Source organism: Erwinia amylovora, assembly GCF_017161565.1.
Classification (GTDB): Bacteria; Pseudomonadota; Gammaproteobacteria; order Enterobacterales; family Enterobacteriaceae; genus Erwinia; species Erwinia amylovora.
In genome coordinates, this window is sequence record NZ_CP066796.1 from 1,681,014 (window position 1) to 1,704,972 (window position 23,959).

Genomic DNA, 23,959 nt, shown 5'->3' on the forward strand with positions numbered 1-23,959 from the left:
ATCGTTCGTAACCAAATTTAATAAGCTGTTTAAACCCCGTTTTGTTGCCATTATGTGATGAAAACAGACTGTCTGCGGAACAAGTCCTGCTTGTGTCGTTAATTGACCAACAGAAAGCATGCTTGCCTGGCGTGCGGGCTGCCCGCATCACATGCCATTGCCGAAAGGAGTGGCGCGCCGCCACTTTATGCGCGCCGGCAGCCAACGCTGGGTGGATGGTGGCGTCTGCTCGTCAATCAGCTGTGTGACCATCTCAAAGCAGTTCCAGGCCAGCAGGCGTTCATCCTGTTCCACGGTATCAATGCTGACTGACAACGCGTCATACAGGTAGTGATCGTCAAAGCTGCTCAGATGCATCGGGGTATTCAGCAGGTGATGTCGGCTAAGATAGCGCAGCACGCCTTCCTGCAGCCCGCAGGCGGCACAAAACAGCGCCTGTGGCACGCGCCCAAGCTGCGCGTAGAGTTCCGCAAACAGTTCGTAGCCTGAGCTGGCATGATAGTGTCCGTGCATAATCCATTCTGGTTTGGCCGTGATCCCGGCACGCTGCAGGCCAAGATGAAACCCGGCAAGGCGGTCGCGCGTGGGCGAAATGCGCGGCTGTCCGCCGAAAAAATAGATCTCGTCATAGCCTTCGCGCATAACCGCCTGTATCAGCATGGCGGTTGGCTCCGCGGAGGCGGTGATCACCAGCGGCAGCGATGAATCACCAAGGTGGCGGTCAAACAATACCACTGGCAGCTGCTGGTTAATTTTCTGATACTGCGCGTCGTTTAACATGCTTGAGGCGACGATAAGCCCGTCAACCTGACGCTGGATGAGGTTGTTTACCGCCAGAGTTTCCTGACTGGCATTTTCGGCGGTACAGGCGATGAGCAGCTGTAAGCCGGCATCGCGGCACAGCGTTTCAAGCTCATGTGAAAACCGTGCAAAACCGTGATTGGTCATCTCCGGCACCACCAGCCCGAGGGTATGACTGCGGTTGGAGTTGAGCGCGCGGGCGTGAATACTGGGCTGATAGTGCTGCTGGCGGGCGATTTCCAGCACGCGATCGCGAGTTCCTTGCGCTACGCGAAGCTCTTTTCCCCGGCCGTTCAGCACCAGGCTGGCGGTGGATTTTGACACTCCCGCCAGCCGGGCAATATCGTTAATGGTAATACGTTTGTTTTTAGTCACAGTGGATTAGGCGCGATGGATCGTAGTCTTATTCTATCACGCATTGTTGCAGCCTCCAGTAGCGCAGCGCTATCTGCGCGCTGCCGCTAAAACGCAGTCGCGGCTCCGCTGCGGGGAAGTAGCGTGACGACATCACCCCTTCGCCATCGTTAATAAATATCTCAATGCTGGAACTGTCACAGAGAATGCGCAACGTGCGCACCTCGCCCATCCAGTAGCGCTCTTCCACGTCGCCGCTGCGCAGATTATTCCGGCGCAGCGTGATGCCCGGCCGATCTATGCACAGCGTTAGCCTGTCGCCAAACCTGGCATGGCAGACGCCGTCGACAGACAGTTCCAGCTCAGCGCTGCCAATATCCAGCGCCGGCAGATCTTCGGCACAGCCAACAAGCCGGGTTTCCTGCTGGCGCAGCTGTTGCAGTTCGCGCGCCGGCTGCTGGTGGATCCGGCCCGCGCACAGCGTCAGCTCGCGCGGGCAGGTCAGGGTATGCATCCAGCCGTGCGCTTTGGTGGGCTGATAAAACTCATCGTCATCCGGGATGCCCATCCAGCCAATCAGCAGCCGTCTGCCATCATCGCTTAAACAGGTTTGCGGCGCATAAAACTCAAATCCGTGATCCAGTTCCTGAAACTGTCCGTGACAGAAGCTGGCGCTGTCATGGTCAAGCTGGCCGCAAAAATAACCGCTCTGGAAGGTATTGCGGTATCGCCTTGCCTCGCTCGCCAGCCCCTGGGGGCAGACCACCAGAACATGACTGCCGTCCAGCTCAAACAGATCCGGGCATTCCCACATATAACCAAAGTCGCCCAGGCCGTTAAGCTGACTGCCGGCAATTTCGCCCAGCAGTGTCCAATGGTGCAGGTCAGCCGACCGCAGCAGCAGTACCTTGCCCTGTAGCTGCAGATCCTGTGCGCCGAGCACCATATACCACTGGCCATCGTGCTGCCACACTTTGGGGTCACGCACGTGGCCGGTATAGCCCTCCGGCAGCGCCAGCACCGGCCCCAGCTTATGGAATTCGCCCTGTTGATCGCGTGTCGCCAGGCATTGCCAGGCCGTGCGGCTGCCGTCGTCGAACTTGACGTTACCGGTGTAGATGAGCGTCAGTACGCCCTGATTATTCACCGCGCAACCTGAATAACAGCCGTGGCTTTCATAGTTTTCTGAGGGGGCTAACGCCAGCGGCTCATGCCGCCAGTGCACCAAATCGCAGGAGCTCCACTGTCCCCAGAACTTGGCGCCGTGCTTGCAGTCCAGCGGGTTCCACTGGTAGCACAACACATAGCGCTGTTCGAAATGGATAAAGCCATTAGGATCGTTCAGTAACCCGACAGGAGGGGCAAGGTGCCACATCGGGCGGTGGTGGTCACGCGCCGCGCGCTGCTGACCGCTCAGGACTGCGCGCAGCGCCTGTTTCAGCAAATGGGCTTCGCTCATGCTTTAACCTCAAACTTGATTTTCAGCAGCAGGGACAGCACGAAAGCAGTAGTAAAAGCGATAACCATGCCGATGAGATAATTGACCAGCGAGCTGGCCTGAACGATCGCCATACCGGGCAGGGCGGTCAGGCCCACGGCGGTCATATTGACATGCATGCTGACCACCCATGCACCGCCCAACGCGCCGCCGGCCAACCCGGCAATAAACGGTTTAATGTAGCGCAGGTTAACCCCGAAAATGGCCGCCTCCGTAATTCCCAGCAGGGCAGAGAAGCCAGAAGGCACGACAATGCTGCGAACTTTGACATCGCGGGTTTTGAACCATACGGCCAGGCAGGCTCCGCCCTGTGCCACGTTAGCCATCGACCAGATCGGCAGCAGGAAATTCACGCCAATGGAGGGGTTACCCAGCAGCCCGGCTTCAACCGCGTGGAAGCTGTGATGCACGCCGGTGATAACAATAACCGAATAAAGTCCGCCAAACAGCAGCCCGGCCAGCCAGCCTGCATGGCCGATCAGCGTGCTCAGAACCAGGGAAAGACCGTCACCGAAAGCGCGCCCCGCCGGGCCGATGATCAGCAGCGCAACAAAGCCGGAGATAATCACCGTGAGGAACGGCGTCAGGATAATATCCAGCGCATCGGGAATTATCTGCCGCAGGCGCTTCTCGCAGTGGCTCATAAACCACACTGCCAGCAGAACCGGGAACACCGTGCCCTGATAGCCGATCATCGCAATTTCCAGTCCGAAGAAGTTCATGGTATGGAAACCGCTGGCAACGCCCCAGGCGTTAGTCAGTGCGGGGTGAGTGAGGATCCCGCCCAGCGTCGCGCCGAGATAGGGGTTACCGCCGAACTCACGCGCGGCGGTAAAACCGATCAGGACGGGCAAGATGATAAACGCTGCAGAGCTGCACATATCCAGCATAATAAACAGCGCGCTGCCGGAGCCGACCCAACCATAGGTTTTCACCATCCCCAGCAGGCCCATCAGCAAACCGGAAGCGACAATCGCCGGAATGATCGGGACGAAAATATTGGACAACACACGTGCAATGCGCTGTAGCGGGTTGAGTTTTTTCGTCGCGATATCTGCGACTTCGCTTTTACTCGACTCGCCGATCCCGGCCTCACGCACAAAGGCCGCATGGACTTTATTGACGATGCCGCTGCCGAAGATGATCTGCATCTGACCGGCATTTCGGAAGCAGCCTTTGACCCCTTCCAGCGCTTCTATCGCCTCTTTCTGTACTTTTTCGTCGTCTGCCATTACCAGGCGCAGACGTGTGGCGCAGTGCGCGGCGCTGGCAATATTCTCACGGCCGCCTAGCAGCGGTATCAGTTCACGGGCTGTTTTTTCAATATTCACTTTTTCACCATCATTTCATGTTATCAGGCGGGTATCAGAACCAGGTTTCCATCTGTACGCCAAAGTTCCATTGGCCACCGGCAGCGAAGCCGCTGCTGCCAAAAGCATCATCGCTGGCATAGCGATCGAGAGAGCTGTTCCAGTCCATCCAGCTGGCAAACAGGCGGATTTCAGGGCGGGTAAAGAAGTCGCCAATGTCCGCAACTTTAAAGGTTGGGGCGAAGGTCAGCTTCCAGAAGCTGCCGGACACGGCCTGACGGTCTTTGTAGCCTTGCGGATCGAGGTCAAGGTATTGATAGCTTCCCTCGTAAGCCAGTGCGAAATTCTGGTTTATAGCCTGGATCAGGCGTGCGTTGAGCGTTGCCCAGCGGTAACGGTCGCCGGCGGCGTATCGATCGCTGCTGTTTTGCGCCAGCACTGCCGGAGCAAAGCTCCACGTGTTGTTAATTGGCGTGACACCGTAACTCGCCAGCCGCCAGGTTTCCGCCTGTTGGGTCAGATTGCCGTCCGCACCAATGCTTTTAACTTCGGCGCCAAGGCCACGGCCATACAGCAGCGCAGTTTTCGCCGTGCCTTCCCGCATGCCCCAAAAGCTGTCGTTGTGTAATGCCAGCATGGCGTGGAGGCCGCTGTCGCCGGCGTTGTGATTTTCACGGCTCTTATTCACGCGCAGATCGTTGTCTTTGGCACGTAAACCGCTAACCATCAGCTGCAACGGGCCGGCAAAGTTATTGCTGGTGACGATGTAGTTCTGGATGGTGTTGTCAATCGCTTCAACATCGCCAAAGTTACGCCCGTACAGTGAGAAGTTACTTTTCAGCCCGTTCTGCCACTGCAGGTCATAGATGCCGCCGCCGGTTCCGGCAAGGAACACCACATCCGAATCAAGCCAGTGAATATCGAAATTATCACGGTCAAAACGTTTACCGGCCCACAGGGTACTGTCAGCAAATACGCCGCTGAAGGTCGGCAGGCTACCCAGCTCGACAAACGCCTGGCGAATATTCAGTTCACTGGTGCTGCCTGTCCAGTCGTTATAGTCACGCTGCCCGTCTGCCAGCATGGCTTTGAAGCGGGTGGTGGCGCCGTTGGCCAGGCGCTGCTTGTGTTCAAGATTGAGTTCAACGTAAGTATTGTTCTCATTGCCCAGACGGCCCACGGCACCTCCGGTTTCTCCGGCCGGGGTGAGATACGGCCCGCTCTGCGTTCCGGCCGCTGAATCGTTCATAATCAGCCCGGAACGCGCATAGCCATGGAACTCAAACCCCTCACTTGCCGCCATGGTCGGTGCGGGCAGCGCAGCCACGGGCGCTGGAGAAGTGGCGCTCACCGCAGCCGGAGCAGCGGCCACCGGCTGAATGTCAGACTGCGCTGCCTGTTTTTCCAGGCGCGCAACCTGCTTTTCCGCCTCGCTGGCGCGCGTTTCAGCCTGAGCAGCGCGATTTTCAGCCTGTTGCAGGCGTTGTTCCATGGCAATCATCCGCGCCTCAAGACTGCTCAGAGTCGGGGCCGCATAGCCGATAGCCGGCGTGGCCAGGGCAACGCCGATAGCCAGAGAAATCAGATAAGGTTTGGTCATTTAACGCTTTCCCAGGTAATGGTTTTATTTTTATGCTAAACCGGTTCGACAGGAGGGTAAGCGAAATGAATTATGCTGTTCAACCAGATTTATTAACCCAAACAGGGAAGTGTGACCTGGTTAGCAATTATCCCGGCAATACTTCAGGTTGCCGACGGGGCAGCGGCCTCTTTTCACCCGCTCGTGCCCTTCGGGCCAGCCACCGTGCCGTTCAGAAACGCGTGACGTTTTTGAACGGCAGCGGGAATGACTCGGGGAATGTCTGCTACTGGCTGAAGCGGACGAGGTCTTTAGCGTAAGGCAGGGCGGTCATAGCCCCTTTCGCGGTGGTGGCCGCAGCACCGCTATGCTGCGCCTGCTGCACGGCGAAATCCAGCCGCTGTGGTTGCAGCGGATTTGTTTCCTGCACCAGTGCCGCCAGCAGTCCGGCCACAAAGGCATCGCCGGCACCGGTAGTATCCGTTACTTCAACTTGCGGAGCGGCAAAGTGCTGCAGGCGACCCGCCTGCCAGACGCTGACGCCCTGACTGCCGCGTGTGACCAGTAATAAAGCAGGCTGGTAACGTGCCGTAAACTGGTCGATCCCCTGTTCCAGAATTGCAAGGCCGGTTAAGAAAACCAGCTCATCCTCAGACAACTTGATGATGTCTGCCAGCTCAAAAGCCTGAGCCACGGACCGGGCCATTTCGTCAGCATCCGGCCACAGGTCCGCACGCAGATTAGGGTCAAAACTTACCCAGCCACCCGCCTGCCTGATGGCGTGCATGGCATGCAGCGCCGCGCCGCGTGAGGGCTCAGCACTCAGGGCTATTGAGCAAAGATGCAGACCTTCACCTTGGGCAAATGACGGCAGGCAATCGGTGCGCAAAAAGAGATCGGCGGAAGGACGGACCATAAAGGTGAAGTGGCGTTCGCCTTCCGTATCCAGCGATACCAGAACCGTTGAAGTTCGCTGGCCGTCAATGCGGAACATCTTGCCGATATCGACACCTTCACGTTGCAGGGTTGTCTGCATAAATTCTCCGAACGGGTCGTCACCCACGCAGCCGATAAAGGCACTGTTTCCCCCCAGCCTGGCGATACCAACCGCCACATTGGCGGGAGCGCCGCCGGGGCATTTCAGCAAAAGGTTGTCTTGCCCGGGAAGCAAGTCCACCACCGCATCACCTAACACCCAGATTCTTTTTTTCATCGTATTTGTCCTGAAATGAATAATTTCCAGCAAGCTAAACGGGTTTAGCCTAAAAATCAAAGCTCTTTTTTGCCATGAGATGGGGCTCCCGGCAAGCGGGGACGGTGATTTTCCTGCGGTGGCGGCCGGAGCTGGTTATAACTTTTTTTCTTTTGTGATCTCAATCAAACTTGATTGCCATAAAGGAAATGCATAAGGTCTTTAATAACGAGCATTTTTTGCTTAAAAATAGCTTACTACAGGGAATGTGAAACAAGAGAGAGTGCAGCGGTAAAAGAGGTGGCAATGTTAACGAGAGATTTCCTGTTAAAAGCAGACTGTAAAACCGCATTTGGTGATATTGAAGATTCACTGCTATGGAGCGTCGAACAGCGTGCTGCTTCACTTGCGGCAACGCTGGCCTCACGTCCCGATAGCAGCCCGGTGTGGATATTCGGCTATGGCTCCCTGATGTGGAACCCGGTGTTTGTTGCGGATGAAGTGGCGTCGGGTACGCTGCATGGCTGGCATCGGGCTTTCTGTCTGCGGCTGACGGCCGGCCGTGGCACCGCCAACCAGCCCGGACGCATGCTGGCGCTGAAAGAGGGCGGGCAAACCAGCGGGCTGGCATTCCGGTTACCGGAAGAGAAGCTGCATGAAGAACTGGAACTGCTGTGGAAGCGTGAGATGCTCACCGGATGTTATTTGCCAACCTGGCACCACCTCAGACTGGACGACGGCCGCTCGGTGTGCGCACTGGTGTTCGTTATGGATCCGCGCCATGCGCTGTATGAAGCCGACTCCTGTGCGCAAACCATCGCGCCGCTGATTGCTCAGGCGCAAGGCCCGCTGGGCACCAATGCACAGTACCTGTTTTCACTTGAGCAGGAGTTAAAGCAGCGCGGAATGCATGATGACGGCCTGACTGACCTGATCCAGCGAGTGCGGGAACTGCAACAGTGTCACCACGGACTGGCCGGGTAACCCACAGCAACCGTTGCGTCAGGGGTGAGCAAAAAACTCATCCCTGGGGCGCATCAGTTTCACTTGCCGCGCCGTAAAGCCCTTTTGCCCGTCACCGGGTCTCTTCCCCGACCATATACCCGCCGGCACTGCTTTGCGCCCCGTGGCTGGCTACAGGTTGATATCTACCCCTCTTCCGTCCGGGTTTGTGAGTCTTTATATTGACTCACTTCCATATCATAGGCCTGCAAAAATGCCTCACCAAACAGCGTATGGAAGTCATCTTCAATGTCACCGCTGGTATTTTGATAATGGCGCGTGAAGTAGTCCCAGAGTGCGGCTTTGCGCCGGCTGCTCAGTGCGATACGCGGCAGCTGGCTGTCTTTATGAGCGCTGTCCTGAAGCCGTTGCGGATTAAACGATTGCAGCATGGCGGCGATAATAGCTCTGATCCCGGCAATCATTCCCAGCTGGTGAGCCTGTAAATCAACCAGCGCATCGCGAACTGCCCGCTCAGGTGCCATAAATCCTGGCAACTGGCTTTGATAAATTTGCATCAGCACCGTTTTGCCGGAGGGCAAAATTTTGAAGGGGTTATTTGCCTCATTCAGCACCATGGTCATATCCGCTTTAACTCCGCGTTTGAGAATCGAACGCGATGACAGCAGCGCTACGGTTCCCTGTGAAAACAGGCTAAGCATTCTGCCGGTGGTGTACATTTGTTCTTCGTTCAGCGGAATTTTATCCTGCCGGGCGTCAAGCCCCATGCCGGCCAGCAGTGCGGCCAGCAGGCGCTGTTCACAATGGTCTTCCGCGTGGTGAGCGCTTTGCTCACCGGCATCCTGGTGGACGACCGGGTCTATAGCAAGCCTTGCCAACTTCTGTCGGGCAGCACGCTCTTCAGATCCTGTCGGGCCGGGCATTTCTTGCAGAGAGGCTTCCGGGCTGTCGACGGGCTGCAGGATGTCGGGCGCGTCGTGCTCGCTGTCGTCTTTTGCAGCGAACAGGATAAGCGGGTCCAGCCCCAACGCTGCGCCACGGGTTACCTGTGGCACAGCGCTGACGCGCATTTTATAGCGCCCAATATCGATAGTGTCACCGTTTTCCAGCCTCACCTGAACGCCCCGAGCCAGCGGTGTGCCATTATGGAAAATGACCGTGACGCTGCCCTGGTTGGTCAGGCGGCAGTCGCCGTCCGCCGCCACATGGATCAGTGCCTGCAACCGCGAAATATTCCGCTCCGCATCGGGCAGCACCAGGTGGTTTTCGGGGCTGCGGCCGATCGTGCCACCGGGTGGGACAAAATCACAGGCCGTGAGCGGAACATCTGTCTGGTGCTGAAGAAGGGTCAGTCGCATGCGTTTTCCTGCATTGAAGTGCGTAGGGTGAACAGGCTAGTCAAACATCGGTGGATAAAGCCCGTGGCGACCCGGCTGCGAACCAGCCGCTGGATGAAATAATTGAGCGAACAGTCGGGCAGTTAAAATCCCACTGTGCTTGTGCGTAATCAGCGGGTAGCCGTCCTGCTGGTTCGTCCACCAGTAGCTGGTGTACTGCAACGGATTAAAGCGGCGGGCCACTTCCGGCCATTTTAGCGTGCAGGGCAGCGGGTGATAGCCAAGCACGTCCAGAATTTCAGAGCGCCCGCTATTCGGCAGGGGCAAAGGAGCCACGCCGCGCAGCGCCTGATCCAGCCAGTCTACGCTATGCAGTTCCCTTACCGCCTGAAACAGGGCGCTGCCAAGTTCCGTAAACCAGTCACCGGCTATAGCAAGCTGAGAGGGATGCCACGCTTCCAGCGGGATGCTCTTCACCGCCAGCAGCGGCCAGATACGCCCCACGCGATCGCGCGAGGGCATCAGGCAGCCAATCTGTACGCGTTGTACGCCAAGGGTGGCCGGCACGGCAAAATTCCATATCGGTGCCAGGCCGAACGGTTCATCGCGGCGGGCGTGTTCAAGATGCCAGTAAACCAGCCCGGCCTGAAACCAGCTTGACCAGCCGTGGATCGCGTCTTCCTGCCCCCCCTGCTGGACGAAATCGCCCGCTGTTGGAAGTTTGCCATACCATCCCAGCTGATGCGCTGCTGCCATAATAATCACCTTCTAGTGGTGCAAAGCGCCAGTCTGCACCGTTGTATGCGTGACGACAGCAGCGGAGATGTCAGAAAGGGGCAGCCCTCCGGCATTATCGAGATTTGAGGCTAATATTTTCATCATCTGTGCATTATCTTGTCTGTAAGGTGAGCCGAGAATTTGCCGGTCGAGTAACTGAATCAGATGCCAGTTCAGCTGTTGCAACTGGCGGCGGCTGACGTCAGAAGGCAGATTTTTTTGCAAATTCTGCATCAGCCATCCGCGTAAAAATTCGCCGTCATAGCTACGTGGCTGATAAAGCATCTGGTAAGCGCGCAGCGCATTACTGCTGAACAGGGCGTCTCCCCCTTTGTCATTACGCAGGATCTCAGAGATAGTTTGTGCCACCCGCGGCAGCAGTAACGATTGCAGTGCAGCCCGATACAGCCCCCAGCTCGCACGGCTGATCTGATCGCCACGATACAGTCCGGCACAGATACTGATGGGGGGATCATCGAAGGCAAAGGCATCGCTTTGCGGCAGTTTGACCAGGTTATTTAAGAAAGGCAGCAGCGAAAACAGGTCACCGTTTTTTTCGTCCCCCAGCCTGCTGGCCTGCTGGGTGATCGCGGGCAGACGGGCGGCAACCTGGTCAAGGTAGCGCTGGTTATTATCGTAGCTGATCAGCCACAGGGCAGATGCCATCAACAACGCAAGGCTCAGTAGCGCGTACCCCACCCGGTGCAGGAGGCGGTTGCGATGCTCCCATGAACGATCGCTTCCCGCCAGCCGGCTTTCGGGGAAAATCACCCCATTGAGCAAGCCGTGAATAAAGAAACTTTGTCCCTTGTTTGCCGGGATCGGTGCATCGCGGTTGATGCTGTCCCAGCTGGCGATAGGCTGTCGCTGGGTATGAGGGAGTTGCAGTCTGCGCGACAGCTCGCCCATGATCCGGTCAAAGGGCAAACCCTCCTGTGTGGCGCTGGTAAAGAACAGGCCGCGCGCAGCCCAGGAGATCTCGCCCTGTTGCGTTGAGAAAACAATATCGAGGAATTCTGCCAGCAGCGGTCTGAGGGCGTTAAATTCTTGTGGAAACTGAAAACACTCGGCGCGTAAGGTCAGATCCGCTTCCTGAGCCATTTTTTCGCTAAGGTCGGCCATCAGCCCGGATGAAAGCTGGCTAAATTGCCGGTTGAACACGGCATCCGCACAATGCCCTCGCTGGCTGTTGGCGGGCCAGGGGAAGACAAATCCCCACAGCTGTTGACGCTGGTTCTTATCCAGCGTGGCGAAATAACGCATAAAGCCTTTAAGTAGATCTGTTTTGGTCACCATCACGTAGACCGGAAAGTGAATGCCCGTCTGCTGGTGTAATTCAGCCATGCGGCTGCGCAGCGCGCTGGCCTGTGCATAGCGCGCTTCAGCGGAATTGCTCAGCAGGTCAGCCACGCTGATGGTCATAATGACGCCGTTAATAGGCTGGCGCGGACGATAACGCTTCAACAAAGTGATAAATGTCTGCCACTCGCAGGCATCGCGCATGCGCTGGCTTTCTTGCAGGGTATAACGCCCGGCGGTATCCAGCAGGACACCTTGCCTGGTAAACCACCAGTCGCAGTGACGGGTGCCGCCAACGCCGCGCAGTGCCGTTTTGCCAAAGACGTCGCCGAGCGGGAATTCCAGCCCGGAGTTAACCAGCGCCGTGGTCTTCCCGGCCCCAGGCGCGCCAACAATCAGATACCAGGGCAGCTGGTAAAGATATTGTGTTCCGAAACGCGCCAGCAAGCCCTTACGCCGGGCAAACTGCATTTTCTTCAGAAAAAGCGTGGCTTCGTTAAAGCGGTTATCCAGCATTTCCTCGCTGGCCTGAAGCTGGGCGCTGACTCCTTTGTCGAGCTGCATCCGCGTCAGGAGTCTGCTGTTAGACCAGGCGCGAAAAAGTTGCGGGACAAGCTGTAACATAAACCATGATAACCAGACCAGGCCGATTGGTAGCCCGCGGCTCAGTGCAACGTTGAGCGCGGGGAAATGAGGAAGTAAAAGCAGCGGCCCGGCCAGCCAGATCAGTGCCGACAGGGTGGTGGTACCGATCAGCCCCCATAAGAGGCGGCGTGTTAGCAATGGATAAAAGGCGTTCAGCATCAGTTGTTCCCCGCGGCGTGGCTGCAATCGTCTTTTTCAGGTGCAGCAAACAGGGTTATTTCAACGCGTCGATTTTGCGCGCGATTGTGCGCGCTGCTATTGGGCAACAGCTCGCGGCTATCGGCGCGCCCCTCGGCACGCACATTGATACAAGGCTGGGCGATCAACTGCATCATCATGTTGCTGATGGCCTGAGCCTGGGCAGCAGAATATTCATAGTTTGAAGTAAACTGAGTGGAAGGAAGCAGCCGGTTGTCGGTGTAAACAGCAATAAGGAGGGTCCCTTTGAGTGATTCCATCGCGCTGGCGACACGGGCAATCAGCGCACGACCTTCCGGAGTAAGCTCCGTGCCCGGGGGGGAAAACAGACTGTCGGCCGGCAGGATAACCCTGTTGCCGTAGTCACCCTCGGTGACATTCAGCTGGTGCGAGGCGATAAGATCGCTCAGGCGCTGACGCAGGTCGAACGAAATTTGCGGGACGGCTCCGCGCTTACTGCCCGGCAGCTGCGGCAGTGGTGTCTGCCAGATTTGCCGCAGTAGCGGTTCTGCGGCGCGCCCCAGCCGCCAGTTCAGCGCGGAAAAGATCGAACAGCCCATCAAAACCGTGACACAGATACAGGCTAAAAGTGGCAACGGGGGGCGCCACGGCGCGCAATGAAGGGAATCTTCACAGGGCTGCAGCAAATCTGTAGCAGGCGCCGCACGCACGCTTTGGATGAGTTTTGCCAGGCGGCTACGCACCGCATCACGTTGCAGACGCCCGTTGTCCATATTGCGGTAGCGACCTTCGTAGCCCAGCAGCAGGCAGTAATGAATCACTTCAAGTAAAAACAGGTGCTGGGCAGGTTTTTGGCTAATTCGCGTCAGCAGCTGGAAAACTTTGTCCCCGCCCCAGCTTTCATTGTGAAAAGTCATCAGCAAACCATTGCCAGACCAGACTCCGCGGCTACCCCACGGAGTTTGTGCGGCGGCTTCGTCCAGCACTGCACACAGGCAATATCGGGCGCCGATAATCATTTCGTACGGCAGTTCAGACCGTTTACAGCGGGCCTCAAACTGACGTATTTCATCGATCAGCTGGTGACGTAACCCTGACGGGTCGTCGTGAGTGGCCGCCAGGCGGATCTGCACAATCGCATTTAACAACGGTAAAGCGGCAGCGAGCAGGAGATTATCCTGGCTGACCGGCGTAACCGGATTTGCGGGAGCTTGCAACGTCATCAGGGTCTTATTTTCTCAACGGTGTGCCTGTTGGCAAAAAGTCATTTATGATTGAAAGTGACTTTAAGCCTTTACTGCCGTCCCTGGCTATCTACAATGTGTGGTTGGCATTCAGCTTTTTCTGGCGCATTACCTTGCGTATAAAGCGTGAAGCGCAAACCACCTGAAATTGTTAAGTTTACTTAAGGATAAATCTGCAAGTTAGTCTACATGAGGCTTTTAGCAATGGGAACCATTGCGGGGACGAGGTGAACATGTTATCCGGCCCGCAGCACCTGAAAGCGTTGCTGGCGGCGGGTTAACGGGGATTCAGCGGTGTCGCAAGTTCATCTCTTCTGAACCGCAGTCCATGAAGCCACAGCCTGTCAGTTTGTGTTAGAGTTATCACTCTGTTTTTGTGATGAAACTCTCTCTTACGTCGAAAAAAAGTGTTGACAACGATGTTATGAGCCAATTTTACCGCTATCTGACCCTTTCCTTTTCGCTGACGGCCGTGCTGGTCGTTGGCGGATTACCGCTGAATCAGTGCCTGGCTTTCACCGATTGGGCGCGGGTTCCCGACGCGCCTTTCGCCGATCCCGCCCGCTTCGCGCAGATGCAGCAGCAATTACCAGAACTTGGCACGATGGACGATCACAACCAGCTGGCAGAAAAAATTGCTCAAGCCGCTAAAAGTATTGGTGAAGCCAGTATGAACAGTGATAGCGACAGGTCATGGCGTGAGGAAGCCGGGATTTGGGTATTCAATCGCTTTCGTGATGAGGCCAAACAGCGTGCAGCCAGTGAAGGAGAGCAATTGTTATCCCCTTATGGTCGCGCCAGCGTCTCTCTGATGCTATCTGATGACGGCAGCTTTGATGGCTCCTCGGCGCAGTTGGTAACGCCGTGGCAGGATAACGACCAGTATCTGACCTTCAGCCAGCTGGGTATTGAACAGGGCGGATATGGCACAGTGGGCAATGCAGGGCTGGGGCAGCGTTGGATTGCCGGCAGCTGGCGAGTCGGCTATAACGCCTTTGTTGACAGCCTGCTGGGTTCAGACAGACAACGCGGTTCGCTGGGTGCTGAAGCCTGGGGTGATTATTTGCGCTTCTCCGCTAACTACTATCACCCGCTTTCGGGCTGGCGCAACCACAGCAATAGCGCACCGATGCGTATGGCGCGTGGTTATGATATTACCACCCGTGGTTATCTGCCATTTTATCGTCAGCTGGGGGTCTCGCTACGCTATGAACAGTATCTGGGCGATGCTGTCGATCTCTTTAACAGTGGCAATGCGGTAGCCAATCCGGCTGCAGTATCGCTTGGCATCAACTATACGCCGGTGCCGTTGTTTACCCTGTCGGCCAGTCATAAAGAAGGTGATGGCGGTGAGTCGCAGGACCAGTTTGCGCTGAAAATGAATTACCGCCTCGGCGTGGCGCTTAGCCAACAGCTGTCGGCAGACAACGTGGCGGTGGCGCAGTCACTGAGCGGCAGCCGCTACGATAGCGTTAATCGCAATAATTCACCGGTTATGGCGTTCCGCCAGCTCAAAACGCTGTCCGTGTTCCTCGCTACGCCGCCGTGGCGGCTGCAGCCAGGGGAAACCTTGCAGTTGAAATTACAGATTGCCCACAGTAATGCGATCAAGGCTGTCAGCTGGCAGGGTGATACCCAGGCACTGAGTCTGACACCGCCGCCCAATAACACTGACACCCAAGGCTGGAGTATCATTATTCCTGCCTGGAACGGCCAGCAGGGGGCCAGTAATAGCTGGCATCTGTCGGTGACCATCGAAGACAGCAAACAGCAGCGGGTTACCTCTAACTGGATCACCCTGAAGCTGTCACCCCCAATGACGCTACGGTCAGCGGACGGGGGACCTTTCAATTTTTAGCCTGACAGGGCAATACATCGGTGGGAAGAAATAACTGATGTGCTGCTGCGAGGGGCGGCACAGGCTGGCCAGATAACCGGCCAGCCCGTTGACGGTTGCACTGCAATCAGAACTGATAATTCACGCCAACGCCGGTGACATCGTCCGTGGCCAGGCCAAGCGGGTTGTCGTCTTTGAGCAGATTAAATTTGTATTCTGCGTAGACCAGGAAGTTTTTGTTGAAGTAGTAGTAAGTGCCTGCAGAAATGTATTTATAGAGATCTGCCTCACCGATGTTCTCGATGTCTTTCCCGCGCGAGGTGACGTAGGCGAGAGAAGGGCGTAAGCCATTGAGGAACTGGTACTGCGCGACGGCTTCAAAATTCACCGCTTTATTGGCAAAGCCTCCGGCGATCGGCGTTGCGTTATGGGTATTGCCGTACATGGCTGCCAGATAGAGCTGGTTAGCATCATATTTTACCGCAGCCGCCCAATGTTCTGCGCGTTCGCCTTTACCGAAGCTGGCGTTATTTTGCGCCGTGGTACGGCCGAGATTGGCATAGGTACCGGCCACGCCAAAGCCTGAATCGGCCGTCCAGCTGACGGAGGCGCCATAGCCATCGCCGTTCGAGCGCCGCACGGCGATATCTTGACTTGAGGTGCGCTCATTCTTGCCTTCATACTGTAAGGCCACGTCCAGGCCGTGAACCAGCCCGAAGAAATTACTGTTGCGCCAGGTTGCAAGCCCCGTTGCGCGGCCCGCGAGGAACCCGTCCGTGTTACCTGCATCGCCGCCGAATTTCGGCAGCATATCGGTCCAGGCCAGCACATCGTAGACCACACCGTAGTTGCGGCCATAGTCGATTGAGCCCCATTTACCGTACTTCAGACCGGCGAAGCCAAGACGGGTTTTGTCACCACTCACCGCATCGCTACCTTCGGATTTGTTCAGCTGAAACTGGTACTGCCATTGACCGTAACCGGTAAAGTCTTCGCCGAGCACCGTTTCACCTTTGAAACCCAGGCGGGCGTATGAGGCGTCCACATTGTTACTGTCATCGTCAGAGAACACGCGCCCTGCATTGACCTTGCCATTTAAATCGAGCTTGTTTCCGTCTTTGTTGTAAATTTCTGCGGCTACTACGTTGGTAGACGCCAGTAAAGCCGTTAACGCTAATGCAATGGAACAGCGCTTCATCATTATCCAATCCTGTCTGTATATTATAAGGTTTTTGACTAAATGTGCGCTGTTGAAAATGACATAAATAAGTGTGTCATAAAAACACATTACTTGTAACAATTTATTTCATGCAAATTTTCGCCGAGTTTCAGCACCGTTTATGCACACATAACGGGGGAGGAGGAAGCGGGAAGAAAACAGAATTGTGCAGAGATTTGAGTGCAATTTTTTATATTAAACTGAATATAATCAGCATGTTGTTACAACTGAGTAACATTATTATCTTATATGAAGATAACCTGAGCTTATATATATATCAGAATTAGCCTGGTTTTTGTGCAAAAAGATCTTGTGCAGTTTTTTCTGCCCGAGAGAAATAAATTTCTGTTAAAGACTGATGTCGATATGGAATTGGCTGAAATTACAGCCATAAAATAACTGCCAGGATAATAATGATCAGCGGAATTATCATATTTGCAATGAAGTTGACTGACATGATGCGTCATATTGGTGAGTCATCCTGGTGCAGATGATACTTTGTGGTGCATAGGATAACTATTACTTGCCATACATTTCCGGCGGCGATCACAGATTTGGCATTTATTTTAGCAGTGCATAATTGTGCTGATAAAAAGGCTGTAAAGCCGCGCATTGCCGATTGTTATTCACTTTTTATGCATCAACCTTGAATAAATGTTTGACCTAAGTTGTTGAAATTATTTGCCAGTGTTTGATGTATGCATTTTCTCTGTGGATGGCATGCAGTGTGCAATCTACAGTTGAGTTGTGATGAATCAGCATTTTTAACCTTCATCACACTTTCTGTTTCCTCTGCCGTGGGCGGAGCAAGGCGACAGCAGAGGCCATTATGCAACTATCAGTCACCCGTCAAGACGACGATCAATGGATTGTGCCCACCTGTGCTCCGGCTGATCTCGTCCCGGCGAAAGCCGGAGGATCGAGGTTATGGCAGCAGCAGGGAAAATCATCTGGTGATTTTGCCGATGTCATTGCCGGTAGTGGCTCCGTACTCGCCCACCTCAGGCGACAACAAACGCGACGGCAGCTGGCAGAGAAACTGCGGCATACCGGCAATGGCTGTACCATTGAACCCATGCTACGCCTGGCTAAACAACGGATTACTGCCACTTTCATCGACCGCGTGTGCTTCTGTCATGCCGCTGCCGAAGTCAGTCAGGCGGCCGTAAAGCTGACCTGCAAAGCGGCTCCCTACCCGGGTCCCGAACGAATAAATGGCATCGAGGCGTTTCACGCCTGCACCCTTTTCACCGCGACTGGCGGCGGGCAGCCCGCCAATTCAAAACGCTTTGCCCCACTGCCGGTCGGCATTACTCATGCAGCTAATAACGATCTCACGGCGGCGGCGCCGATCACCCCTCAAACCCGTCCGGCGATCGTCGAGCCGGTGCAGGGGAAGGGCAGCGAGAGCCTCGTCGAAACTGCTTTTCTGCACGGGCTGCGCGAACTTTGCGACCGGCATGAGGCGTTGCTGATGTTTGATAAAGCGCCAGGCGGCGTGGGACCTATCGGCTCGCTGTACGCCCGTAAGCGCTACGGCCATACGCCAGACGTGCCAACCACAGCAGAAGCGCCCGGCGGCGGCTTCCCGCTGGCCGCCATGCTAAACCCTGAAGCGCTGGCAGCACATCTCAATGTTGGCAGTCACGTTACCAACGATGGCGTTAATGCCGTGGCTGGTGCGGTGGGCGGTAAAGTGAGCGAACTGGTCAACTGCCCGGAGGCGTTCAGTGGCGTGAGCGGGCGCCACCGCGGGTTTATCGTGGCGCTGCAGGTGATGTATCCGCGCCTGCATATGTTCAGTGAAATGGGTGGGCTGGGATTGCTGATTGGCTGCGTGCAGCGTCAGAACTCTGGCGGCAAGACGAAATTGATCGGCCATGCCGCTGCCCGCGAAGGGCTGATATCAGTGATGGCCGGCGCGGACGTCGTGCATTTTGCGCCTTCGATCATTATTTCACAGCGGAAAGTGCAAAAAGGGCTGGTGTGTTTCAAACGCGCCCGTCGCGCCGTAGCAAAAGGAGCCAGCGTATGATGTATATCCGTCCCGTTGCACGAGATGATTTGGCGCAGCTACTGTTTCTGGCGGGAAAAACCGGCGGGGGGCTGACCTCACTGCCGGCTGACAGCGACACGCTGGCAGCGCGTATCGAACGTTCGCTGCTTACCTGGCAGGGTAAGCTTCCGCGTGCGAAACAGGGATATGTGTTCGTGCTGGTCGACAGTGAGACGAATAAGGCTTCGGGCATCTGTGCCATCGAGGTGGCAGTGGGCTTAGCAGATCCCTGGTACAACTTTCGCCTCGGTTGCCAGGTCCACGCCTCCAAACAATTGAAGGTGTACAACATGCTGCCCACGCTGTCGCTAAGTAACGATCACACCGGCAGCAGCGAGCTGTGTTCGCTGTTTCTCGATCCGGATCATCGCGACGGTAAAAACGGATATCTGCTGTCCAAATCGCGCTTTCTGTTTATGGCCGGTTTCCCTCAACATTTTATGCACAGGGTGGTGGCTGAAATGCGTGGGGTAATCGATGAACACGGGCGATCACCGTTCTGGGATAGTGTAGGAAGCCGCTTCTTCTCGATGTCATTTAGCGATGCTGACTATCTGTGCGGCACCGGGCAGAAGGCCTTTATCGCCGAGCTGATGCCAAAGCACCTACTGTATATCGACTACCTTTCGCCTGAGGCGCAGGCGGTTATTGGTCAGGTGCACCCGCACACCGCACCGGCGCGTACTTTGCTGGAGGCGGAGGGTTTCCAGTTTCAACATTATATCGATATCTTCGACGGCGGCCCGACGCTGGAATGCGAAATCGACAGGGTGCATTCCATCCGTAAAAGCCGGTTGCTGAAGATGGAAATCGACGACTCGCGCCGTGACCCGCTACCGCTGTGCCTGGTGGCCAATGAGAATTACCTGCATTTTCGCGCGATGCTGCTGCCCGCCGATCCCCGTGCTGACAGCCTCCGCGTGACGTCCGCCGAGGCGGAAATCTTCTGCAGCCAGCCGGGCGACAGTCTGCGCGTGGTGGCACTTTGTCGTGAGGAGAAAAAAGCATGACGCACTGTATTAATGGCCAGTGGCTAGCCGGTAGCGGCGAAGATGTTATCAAAACCGACCCGGTAACGGCTGACGTGCTGTGGCAGGGCAGAGCCGCAGGCACCTTGCAGATTGCTGCTGCTGGCGACGCGGCCCGCAGCGCTTTTCCGGCCTGGTCGAGGCACCCGTTTGTTGAACGCCAGGCGATAGTGGAAAGGTTTGCCACGCTGCTGGAAGAAAACAGGGTAGAACTGAGCGAAGCCATCTCGCGCGAGACCGGCAAACCGCGTTGGGAGTCGTTAAGCGAAGTTCAGGCGATGGTCAATAAGGTGGCGATTTCACTGCGTTCCTGGCATGCCCGCTGCTCAGAACGGGCAGATGGGGAAAGCCTGTTGCGCCATCGACCGCATGGGGTAATGGCGGTGTTCGGACCCTATAATTTTCCCGGTCATTTGCCCAATGGCCATATTGTTCCTGCCCTGCTGGCGGGTAACTGCGTGATATTCAAACCAAGTGAACTGACGCCGCTAACGGCAGAAATTACCATGCGCTTATGGCTTGCTGCCGGACTACCCTGTGGAGTAGTGAATCTGCTGCAGGGCGGTCGCGCTACCGGCCAGGCGCTGGCACAGGAAAAACAGGTAGATGGCATCCTGTTCACCGGCAGTGCCGCCACAGGTTATCAGCTGCACCGCCAGCTGGCCGGGCAACCTGAGAAAATGCTGGCGCTGGAGATGGGGGGAAATAATCCGCTGATCGTCGAAGATCCGCACGACATTGATGCAGCAGTACATATTGCCATCCAGTCGGCTTTTATCAGCGCCGGGCAGCGCTGTACCTGTGCACGGCGTCTGCTGGTGAAACGCGGTACGGCTGGCGATGCTTTCCTTCAGCGGCTGGTGGCGGTGGCGGCTGATATTCGCGTTGGGCGCTGGAACGATGAGCCGCAGCCGTTTATGGGCAGCGTGATTTCACTTCAGGCCGCCAAAAAAATCTATACAGAGTGGCAGGCACGCGTTGATGGCGGTGGAGAAGTGCTACTGCTGATGCGCTGGCCAGATCGCGGTACTGCCCTGCTGAAGCCGGGCATTGTTGACGTGACCAACGCCGGCCCTGTACCGGATGAAGAAGTATTCGGACCGTTATTGCAGGTGATCCGCTATGACGATTTTGACCATGCTCTTCGTCTTGCCAATCAAACCCGCTACGGGCTGGCGTGCGGCCTGATCTCCCCGCAGCGTGAGAAATTCGAACGGCTGCTGATCGAGGCCCGCGCCGGGATCGTCAACTGGAATAAACCGCTGACCGGCGCCGCCAGCACCGCACCCTTCGGCGGTATCGGCGCTTCCGGCAACCATCGGCCCGGCGCCTGGTACGCTGCTGACTACTGCGCATGGCCGATGGCATCGCTGGCTTCAGCAGATTTAATTCTGCCTGCCAGCCTGTCGCCGGGGCTGCATTTTAGCGCGCGTCAGGAGGCAGAATGAGCGCGCGCGAGGTGAATTTTGACGGTTTACCGGGGCAGACTCACCATTACGCCGGGCTGGCGTTTGGCAATGAAGCTTCGGCGCGAAACCAGTACCGGGTTGCTAACCCGAAGCTGGCAGCCTTGCAGGGGCTAATGAAGATGAAAGCCCTCGCCGACCTCGGTTATGCCCAGGGCGTTATTCCGCCCCACGAGCGGCCCAATCTGGCGGTGTTGCGCCAGCTTGGCTTCAGCGGTGGCGATGCCCGGCTCCTTGCGCAGGCTGCGAAACAGGCTCCGCAGTTGCTCAGCGCCGCCAGCTCGGCTTCGGCGATGTGGGTGGCTAACGCGGCCACGGTTTCACCTTCGGTGGACAGTGCTGACGGGCGGGTGCATTTTACCGTTGCCAACCTGAACAACGCATTTCACCGGTCAATGGAAGCATCAACCACGGCCGCACTGCTGCGCGCCATCTTCCGTGATGATATCCATTTCAGCGTGCATGATGCGTTACCGCAGGTGGCTCAATTTGGCGATGAAGGGGCGGCGAACCATAATCGTTTCAGTAACGGCTATGGCGAGCCTGGCGTGCAGCTGTTTGTCTATGGCCGTGGGCAGGATGGCGGCGTCAGCCCGGTTCGTTACCCGGCGCGGCAGACGCGCGAAGCCAGTGAGGCGGTCGCCCGGCTCCATCAGCTGGACCCGACGCGAACGCTGTATGCCCGGCAAAACCCGGCCGTTATCGATTGCGGCGTGTTTCATAACGATGTCATTGCCGTCAGCAACCAGCAAACCCTGTTCTGTCACCAGCGGGCGTTCCTGGACCAGCCCCGGCTAATGGCTCAGCTGGTGGAGAAAGTGCCTGGCTTTAACGCCATCGAAGTTCCCGAACGGCGCGTCAGCGTGGAAGATGCGGTCGCAACCTATCTGTTTAACAGTCAGCTGCTCAGCAAAGATAACGGCAAAATGCGTCTGGTGCTGCCGGAAGAGGCACGCCGCCACGCGGGTGTATGGGGCTGGCTAACGGAACTGGTCGCCCGGCAAGGAGTGGTTGATGAGCTCAAGGTTTTCGATCTGCGCGAAAGCATGTGCAACGGCGGCGGGCCGGCGTGTTTGCGGCTGCGCGTGGTGCTTAATCAACGGCAGCAGGCGGCGGTTAACCCGGCGGTGATGATGAATGACAGACTGTTTGCGACGCTAAGCGACTGGGTAGAACGCCACTACCGCGACCGATTGACGCAGGCCGATCTGGCAGACCCACAATTACTGCTGGAAGTGCGCGCAGCGCTTGATGAACTCACCAGGCTGCTAGACTTAGGTCATGTTTACCGTTTTCAGCAGTAGGGCTTTCTCTGGCTATCGGTGCTGAACGGCGATCCAATCTAAGGGGAATACATGCGGGATTTTCTTCAACTGACTCTGTCCGGCGCGCAGCCAGTGCAAACGGAAGGACGTAACGATCGGCTTAGCTGGCGCTGGCATCATGTCGGCATACTCGAGCTGACGCCTCATCATACCGCATCGATGGCGCTGGTGGTTTCCAGCGCCATACACGGCAACGAAACCGCACCGGTAGAAATGGTTGAGCAGCTGGTTACCGCCCTGCTGCGTGGCGAAATGGCACTGCAAACCCGTCTGCTGGTGATATACGCTAATCCGGTCGCTCTCAGGCTCAACCGACGCTATGTGCATGGTGATATGAACCGCATGTTTGGCGGGCGCTGGCAACAGTATGAAGACTGCCCCGAAGCCCGTCGCGCATGGATCCTGGAGCAGGCGATGGAGAATTTCTGGCAGGCTGGCGACCATGATGAGGTGCGCTGGCATCTCGATATGCATACCGCAATCCGCGGTTCTTATCACCAGCGCTTTGGCGTTTTGCCACAGCGCGCAACGCCGTGGCCCAACGAATTTATCTCATGGTTAAGTGCTGCGGGTCTTGAGGCGCTGGTACAGCACCGGGCGCCGGGCGGTACCTTCAGTGATTACAGCTGTCGACATTTTCATGCCGCCAGCTGTACGCTGGAGCTGGGCCGGGCGTTGCCTTTTGGTCACAACGATCTCAGTCAATTTGCTGCTGCGCAGCTGGCGCTGAAGCAGCTTATCAGCGGTGGGGAACTGCCTGTCGCTGTCCGGCCACCGCGACGTTATCGGGTATCACAGCAGATTATCCGGCGCTCTGACCGTTTCGTGCTGCATCTGAGTGATGAAGCGCTGAATTTTACCCTGTACCCTCAGGGAACTTTGTTGGCAGAGGATGGCGAAGAGCGCTTCTTTGTGCAGCAGGCGCAGGAGTACGTGTTATTCCCTAACCCAGATGTGGCCATCGGGCTGCGCGCCGGGTTGATGCTGGTCGAGGACAATACGCCATCAGCGGCGTGCAGGACGGCATTGTGATGCAAAAATGTGGCCAGACGCGCCACATTCCCCTTTTCGCCGTGAACGCAGAAAACCGGCAGAAAAGTGTAAAGGGGTTATCTTTTTCCTTTCACTATCCTTTCAGGCAGATTACACTTCTGCGCGATTCTTGCATAAACACCTGTCAGAACACACTTTTTTGCAATTCCTCACCTGATCCTTCGCATTATCTTCATCATTGCCAGCAAATTGTCTTTTATGCTTTCACGGCTTTACTCACGCTTTGAGTAGTTGACGTTCAGCGTCGTAAAATTATTTCCGACTTCACGACAGGTCAACCGCCTGAGCACGGAATAAATAAGGAAGATATCATGCATAAATTAACCGCTATCGCCGTTGCCGCCACGCTGGCTTTCGGCGCTGCCAATCTCGTTCATGCCGCGGCAGATAATCTCACGCCACCGCCGGCGGGGGCTGATAATTCTGTGATGCACAAGCCGCCACGTCACGGAGGCCCGCATGAGATGTTCAAAGATCTGAATCTGAGCGATGCGCAGAAACTGCAAGTGCGCAACATTATGAAAGCCGCGCGTAAAGGCATGCAACGTCCTTCTCTGCAAGATCGCCGTAACCTGCACAGCATTATTGCTGCCGACAGCTTTGACCGGGCCAAAGCGGAAGCTCAGGCTACGCAAATGTCTGCCAACGGCAAGCAGCGCACGCTGTTGATGCTGGAAACGCAGAATAAACTGTATAACGTGCTGACTCCCGAGCAGAAAAAACAGTTTAATCAGAACTTTGAGAAACGTCTGGCAGAAAAGCCGCAGCATGAGGACAGAATGCCTCCTGCCGACGACTGAGTGGCGTTAACCCGATC

The 23,959-nt window shown here is 56.3% G+C and carries 18 protein-coding genes; 8 read left to right on the top strand and 10 right to left on the bottom strand.

Translation table 11 applies throughout. From position 1 onward, the window contains the following. Window positions 1–147: 147 nt before the first annotated feature. The 5 genes from JGC47_RS07850 to JGC47_RS07870 all read right to left on the bottom strand — a co-directional run bounded on the left by JGC47_RS07850 (window position 148) and on the right by JGC47_RS07870 (window position 6,755). A complete protein-coding gene (locus tag JGC47_RS07850) occupies window positions 148–1,176 on the bottom strand; it encodes a LacI family DNA-binding transcriptional regulator (RefSeq protein ID WP_004157320.1) in 1,029 nt (342 codons plus the stop codon). A gap of 28 nt (window positions 1,177–1,204) precedes the next feature. Then, on the bottom strand, window positions 1,205–2,614 hold the full coding sequence (locus JGC47_RS07855) for a sucrose-6-phosphate hydrolase (protein WP_004157321.1): 1,410 nt from the start codon (window positions 2,612–2,614) through the stop codon (window positions 1,205–1,207). Next, complete coding sequence (locus JGC47_RS07860; RefSeq protein WP_004157322.1) at window positions 2,611–3,984, bottom strand: sucrose-specific PTS transporter subunit IIBC; 1,374 nt, start codon at window positions 3,982–3,984, stop codon at window positions 2,611–2,613. The genes JGC47_RS07855 and JGC47_RS07860 overlap by 4 nt, the downstream gene beginning before the upstream one ends. Window positions 3,985–4,018: 34 nt before the next feature. Further along, window positions 4,019–5,563: a carbohydrate porin gene (locus tag JGC47_RS07865; protein ID WP_004157323.1), complete on the bottom strand. Its 1,545-nt coding sequence runs from the start codon at window positions 5,561–5,563 to the stop codon at window positions 4,019–4,021. Between the two features lie 265 nt (window positions 5,564–5,828). Continuing rightward, window positions 5,829–6,755 (bottom strand): aminoimidazole riboside kinase, encoded by a 927-nt coding sequence (locus JGC47_RS07870; protein ID WP_004157324.1) that lies wholly within the window; start codon window positions 6,753–6,755, stop codon window positions 5,829–5,831. A gap of 285 nt (window positions 6,756–7,040) precedes the next feature. Here JGC47_RS07870 and JGC47_RS07875 point away from each other — a divergent pair, with 285 nt between their 5' ends. After that, window positions 7,041–7,718 (top strand): gamma-glutamylcyclotransferase, encoded by a 678-nt coding sequence (locus tag JGC47_RS07875; RefSeq protein WP_004157326.1) that lies wholly within the window; start codon window positions 7,041–7,043, stop codon window positions 7,716–7,718. 164 nt (window positions 7,719–7,882) lie between these two features. Here the strand turns inward: JGC47_RS07875 and tagH are convergent, their stop codons facing one another. From tagH to icmH, 4 genes are read right to left on the bottom strand one after another with little or no spacing between them, the layout of a single operon-like run. Next, complete coding sequence (gene tagH / locus JGC47_RS07880; protein ID WP_004157327.1) at window positions 7,883–9,055, bottom strand: type VI secretion system-associated FHA domain protein TagH; 1,173 nt, start codon at window positions 9,053–9,055, stop codon at window positions 7,883–7,885. Window positions 9,056–9,091: 36 nt separating this feature from the next. Continuing rightward, window positions 9,092–9,790, bottom strand: a complete 699-nt coding sequence (tagF, locus tag JGC47_RS07885; RefSeq protein WP_004157329.1) for a type VI secretion system-associated protein TagF — start codon at window positions 9,788–9,790, stop codon at window positions 9,092–9,094. Between the two features lie 12 nt (window positions 9,791–9,802). After that, window positions 9,803–11,914, bottom strand: coding sequence for a type VI secretion system membrane subunit TssM (gene tssM / locus JGC47_RS07890; protein WP_004157330.1), 2,112 nt, complete (start codon window positions 11,912–11,914; stop codon window positions 9,803–9,805). Then, a complete protein-coding gene (gene icmH / locus JGC47_RS07895) occupies window positions 11,914–13,137 on the bottom strand; it encodes a type IVB secretion system protein IcmH/DotU (protein WP_004157332.1) in 1,224 nt (407 codons plus the stop codon). Before icmH ends, tssM begins: the two co-directional genes overlap by 1 nt. Before the next feature lie 400 nt (window positions 13,138–13,537). Between icmH and JGC47_RS07905 the strand changes: the two genes are divergently transcribed. Beyond that, window positions 13,538–15,016: a YchO/YchP family invasin gene (locus tag JGC47_RS07905; protein WP_004157336.1), complete on the top strand. Its 1,479-nt coding sequence runs from the start codon at window positions 13,538–13,540 to the stop codon at window positions 15,014–15,016. Window positions 15,017–15,122: 106 nt separating this feature from the next. On the opposite strand, the gene JGC47_RS07910 is transcribed toward JGC47_RS07905, so the two are convergent. Further along, window positions 15,123–16,196, bottom strand: coding sequence for a porin OmpC (locus JGC47_RS07910; RefSeq protein ID WP_004157337.1), 1,074 nt, complete (start codon window positions 16,194–16,196; stop codon window positions 15,123–15,125). An 847-nt stretch (window positions 16,197–17,043) separates the two neighbouring features. Here JGC47_RS07910 and JGC47_RS07915 point away from each other — a divergent pair. The 6 genes from JGC47_RS07915 to spy all read left to right on the top strand — a co-directional run bounded on the left by JGC47_RS07915 (window position 17,044) and on the right by spy (window position 23,942). Then, a complete protein-coding gene (locus JGC47_RS07915; RefSeq protein ID WP_004157339.1) occupies window positions 17,044–18,249 on the top strand; it encodes an aminotransferase class III-fold pyridoxal phosphate-dependent enzyme in 1,206 nt (401 codons plus the stop codon). Beyond that, a complete protein-coding gene (gene astA, locus JGC47_RS07920; RefSeq protein WP_004157340.1) occupies window positions 18,246–19,280 on the top strand; it encodes an arginine N-succinyltransferase in 1,035 nt (344 codons plus the stop codon). Before JGC47_RS07915 ends, astA begins: the two co-directional genes overlap by 4 nt. Further along, a complete protein-coding gene (astD, locus tag JGC47_RS07925) occupies window positions 19,277–20,746 on the top strand; it encodes a succinylglutamate-semialdehyde dehydrogenase (protein ID WP_004157343.1) in 1,470 nt (489 codons plus the stop codon). Before astA ends, astD begins: the two co-directional genes overlap by 4 nt. Then, window positions 20,743–22,068, top strand: coding sequence for an N-succinylarginine dihydrolase (astB, locus tag JGC47_RS07930; RefSeq protein ID WP_004157344.1), 1,326 nt, complete (start codon window positions 20,743–20,745; stop codon window positions 22,066–22,068). The genes astD and astB overlap by 4 nt, the downstream gene beginning before the upstream one ends. A 51-nt stretch (window positions 22,069–22,119) precedes the next feature. Then, complete coding sequence (gene astE / locus JGC47_RS07935) at window positions 22,120–23,121, top strand: succinylglutamate desuccinylase (protein ID WP_004157347.1); 1,002 nt, start codon at window positions 22,120–22,122, stop codon at window positions 23,119–23,121. 332 nt (window positions 23,122–23,453) lie between these two features. Continuing rightward, complete coding sequence (gene spy / locus JGC47_RS07940) at window positions 23,454–23,942, top strand: ATP-independent periplasmic protein-refolding chaperone Spy (RefSeq protein ID WP_004157350.1); 489 nt, start codon at window positions 23,454–23,456, stop codon at window positions 23,940–23,942. Window positions 23,943–23,959: the final 17 nt, after the last annotated feature.

What these genes read in the sequence shown, in the direction of transcription:
- astE (WP_004157347.1), top strand. Translation starts at nt 22,120, where the DNA reads ATGCGGGATTTTCTTCAACTGACTCTGTCCGGCGCGCAGCCAGTGCAA.
- icmH (WP_004157332.1), bottom strand. Translation starts at nt 13,137, where the DNA reads ATGACGTTGCAAGCTCCCGCAAATCCGGTTACGCCGGTCAGCCAGGAT.
- JGC47_RS07905 (WP_004157336.1), top strand. Translation starts at nt 13,538, where the DNA reads ATGAAACTCTCTCTTACGTCGAAAAAAAGTGTTGACAACGATGTTATG.
- tagH (WP_004157327.1), bottom strand. Translation starts at nt 9,055, where the DNA reads ATGCGACTGACCCTTCTTCAGCACCAGACAGATGTTCCGCTCACGGCC.
- astA (WP_004157340.1), top strand. Translation starts at nt 18,246, where the DNA reads ATGATGTATATCCGTCCCGTTGCACGAGATGATTTGGCGCAGCTACTG.
- JGC47_RS07865 (WP_004157323.1), bottom strand. Translation starts at nt 5,563, where the DNA reads ATGACCAAACCTTATCTGATTTCTCTGGCTATCGGCGTTGCCCTGGCC.
- JGC47_RS07910 (WP_004157337.1), bottom strand. Translation starts at nt 16,196, where the DNA reads ATGATGAAGCGCTGTTCCATTGCATTAGCGTTAACGGCTTTACTGGCG.
- tssM (WP_004157330.1), bottom strand. Translation starts at nt 11,914, where the DNA reads ATGCTGAACGCCTTTTATCCATTGCTAACACGCCGCCTCTTATGGGGG.
- astD (WP_004157343.1), top strand. Translation starts at nt 19,277, where the DNA reads ATGACGCACTGTATTAATGGCCAGTGGCTAGCCGGTAGCGGCGAAGAT.
- JGC47_RS07875 (WP_004157326.1), top strand. Translation starts at nt 7,041, where the DNA reads ATGTTAACGAGAGATTTCCTGTTAAAAGCAGACTGTAAAACCGCATTT.
- JGC47_RS07855 (WP_004157321.1), bottom strand. Translation starts at nt 2,614, where the DNA reads ATGAGCGAAGCCCATTTGCTGAAACAGGCGCTGCGCGCAGTCCTGAGC.
- tagF (WP_004157329.1), bottom strand. Translation starts at nt 9,790, where the DNA reads ATGGCAGCAGCGCATCAGCTGGGATGGTATGGCAAACTTCCAACAGCG.
- spy (WP_004157350.1), top strand. Translation starts at nt 23,454, where the DNA reads ATGCATAAATTAACCGCTATCGCCGTTGCCGCCACGCTGGCTTTCGGC.
- JGC47_RS07870 (WP_004157324.1), bottom strand. Translation starts at nt 6,755, where the DNA reads ATGAAAAAAAGAATCTGGGTGTTAGGTGATGCGGTGGTGGACTTGCTT.
- JGC47_RS07915 (WP_004157339.1), top strand. Translation starts at nt 17,044, where the DNA reads ATGCAACTATCAGTCACCCGTCAAGACGACGATCAATGGATTGTGCCC.
- astB (WP_004157344.1), top strand. Translation starts at nt 20,743, where the DNA reads ATGAGCGCGCGCGAGGTGAATTTTGACGGTTTACCGGGGCAGACTCAC.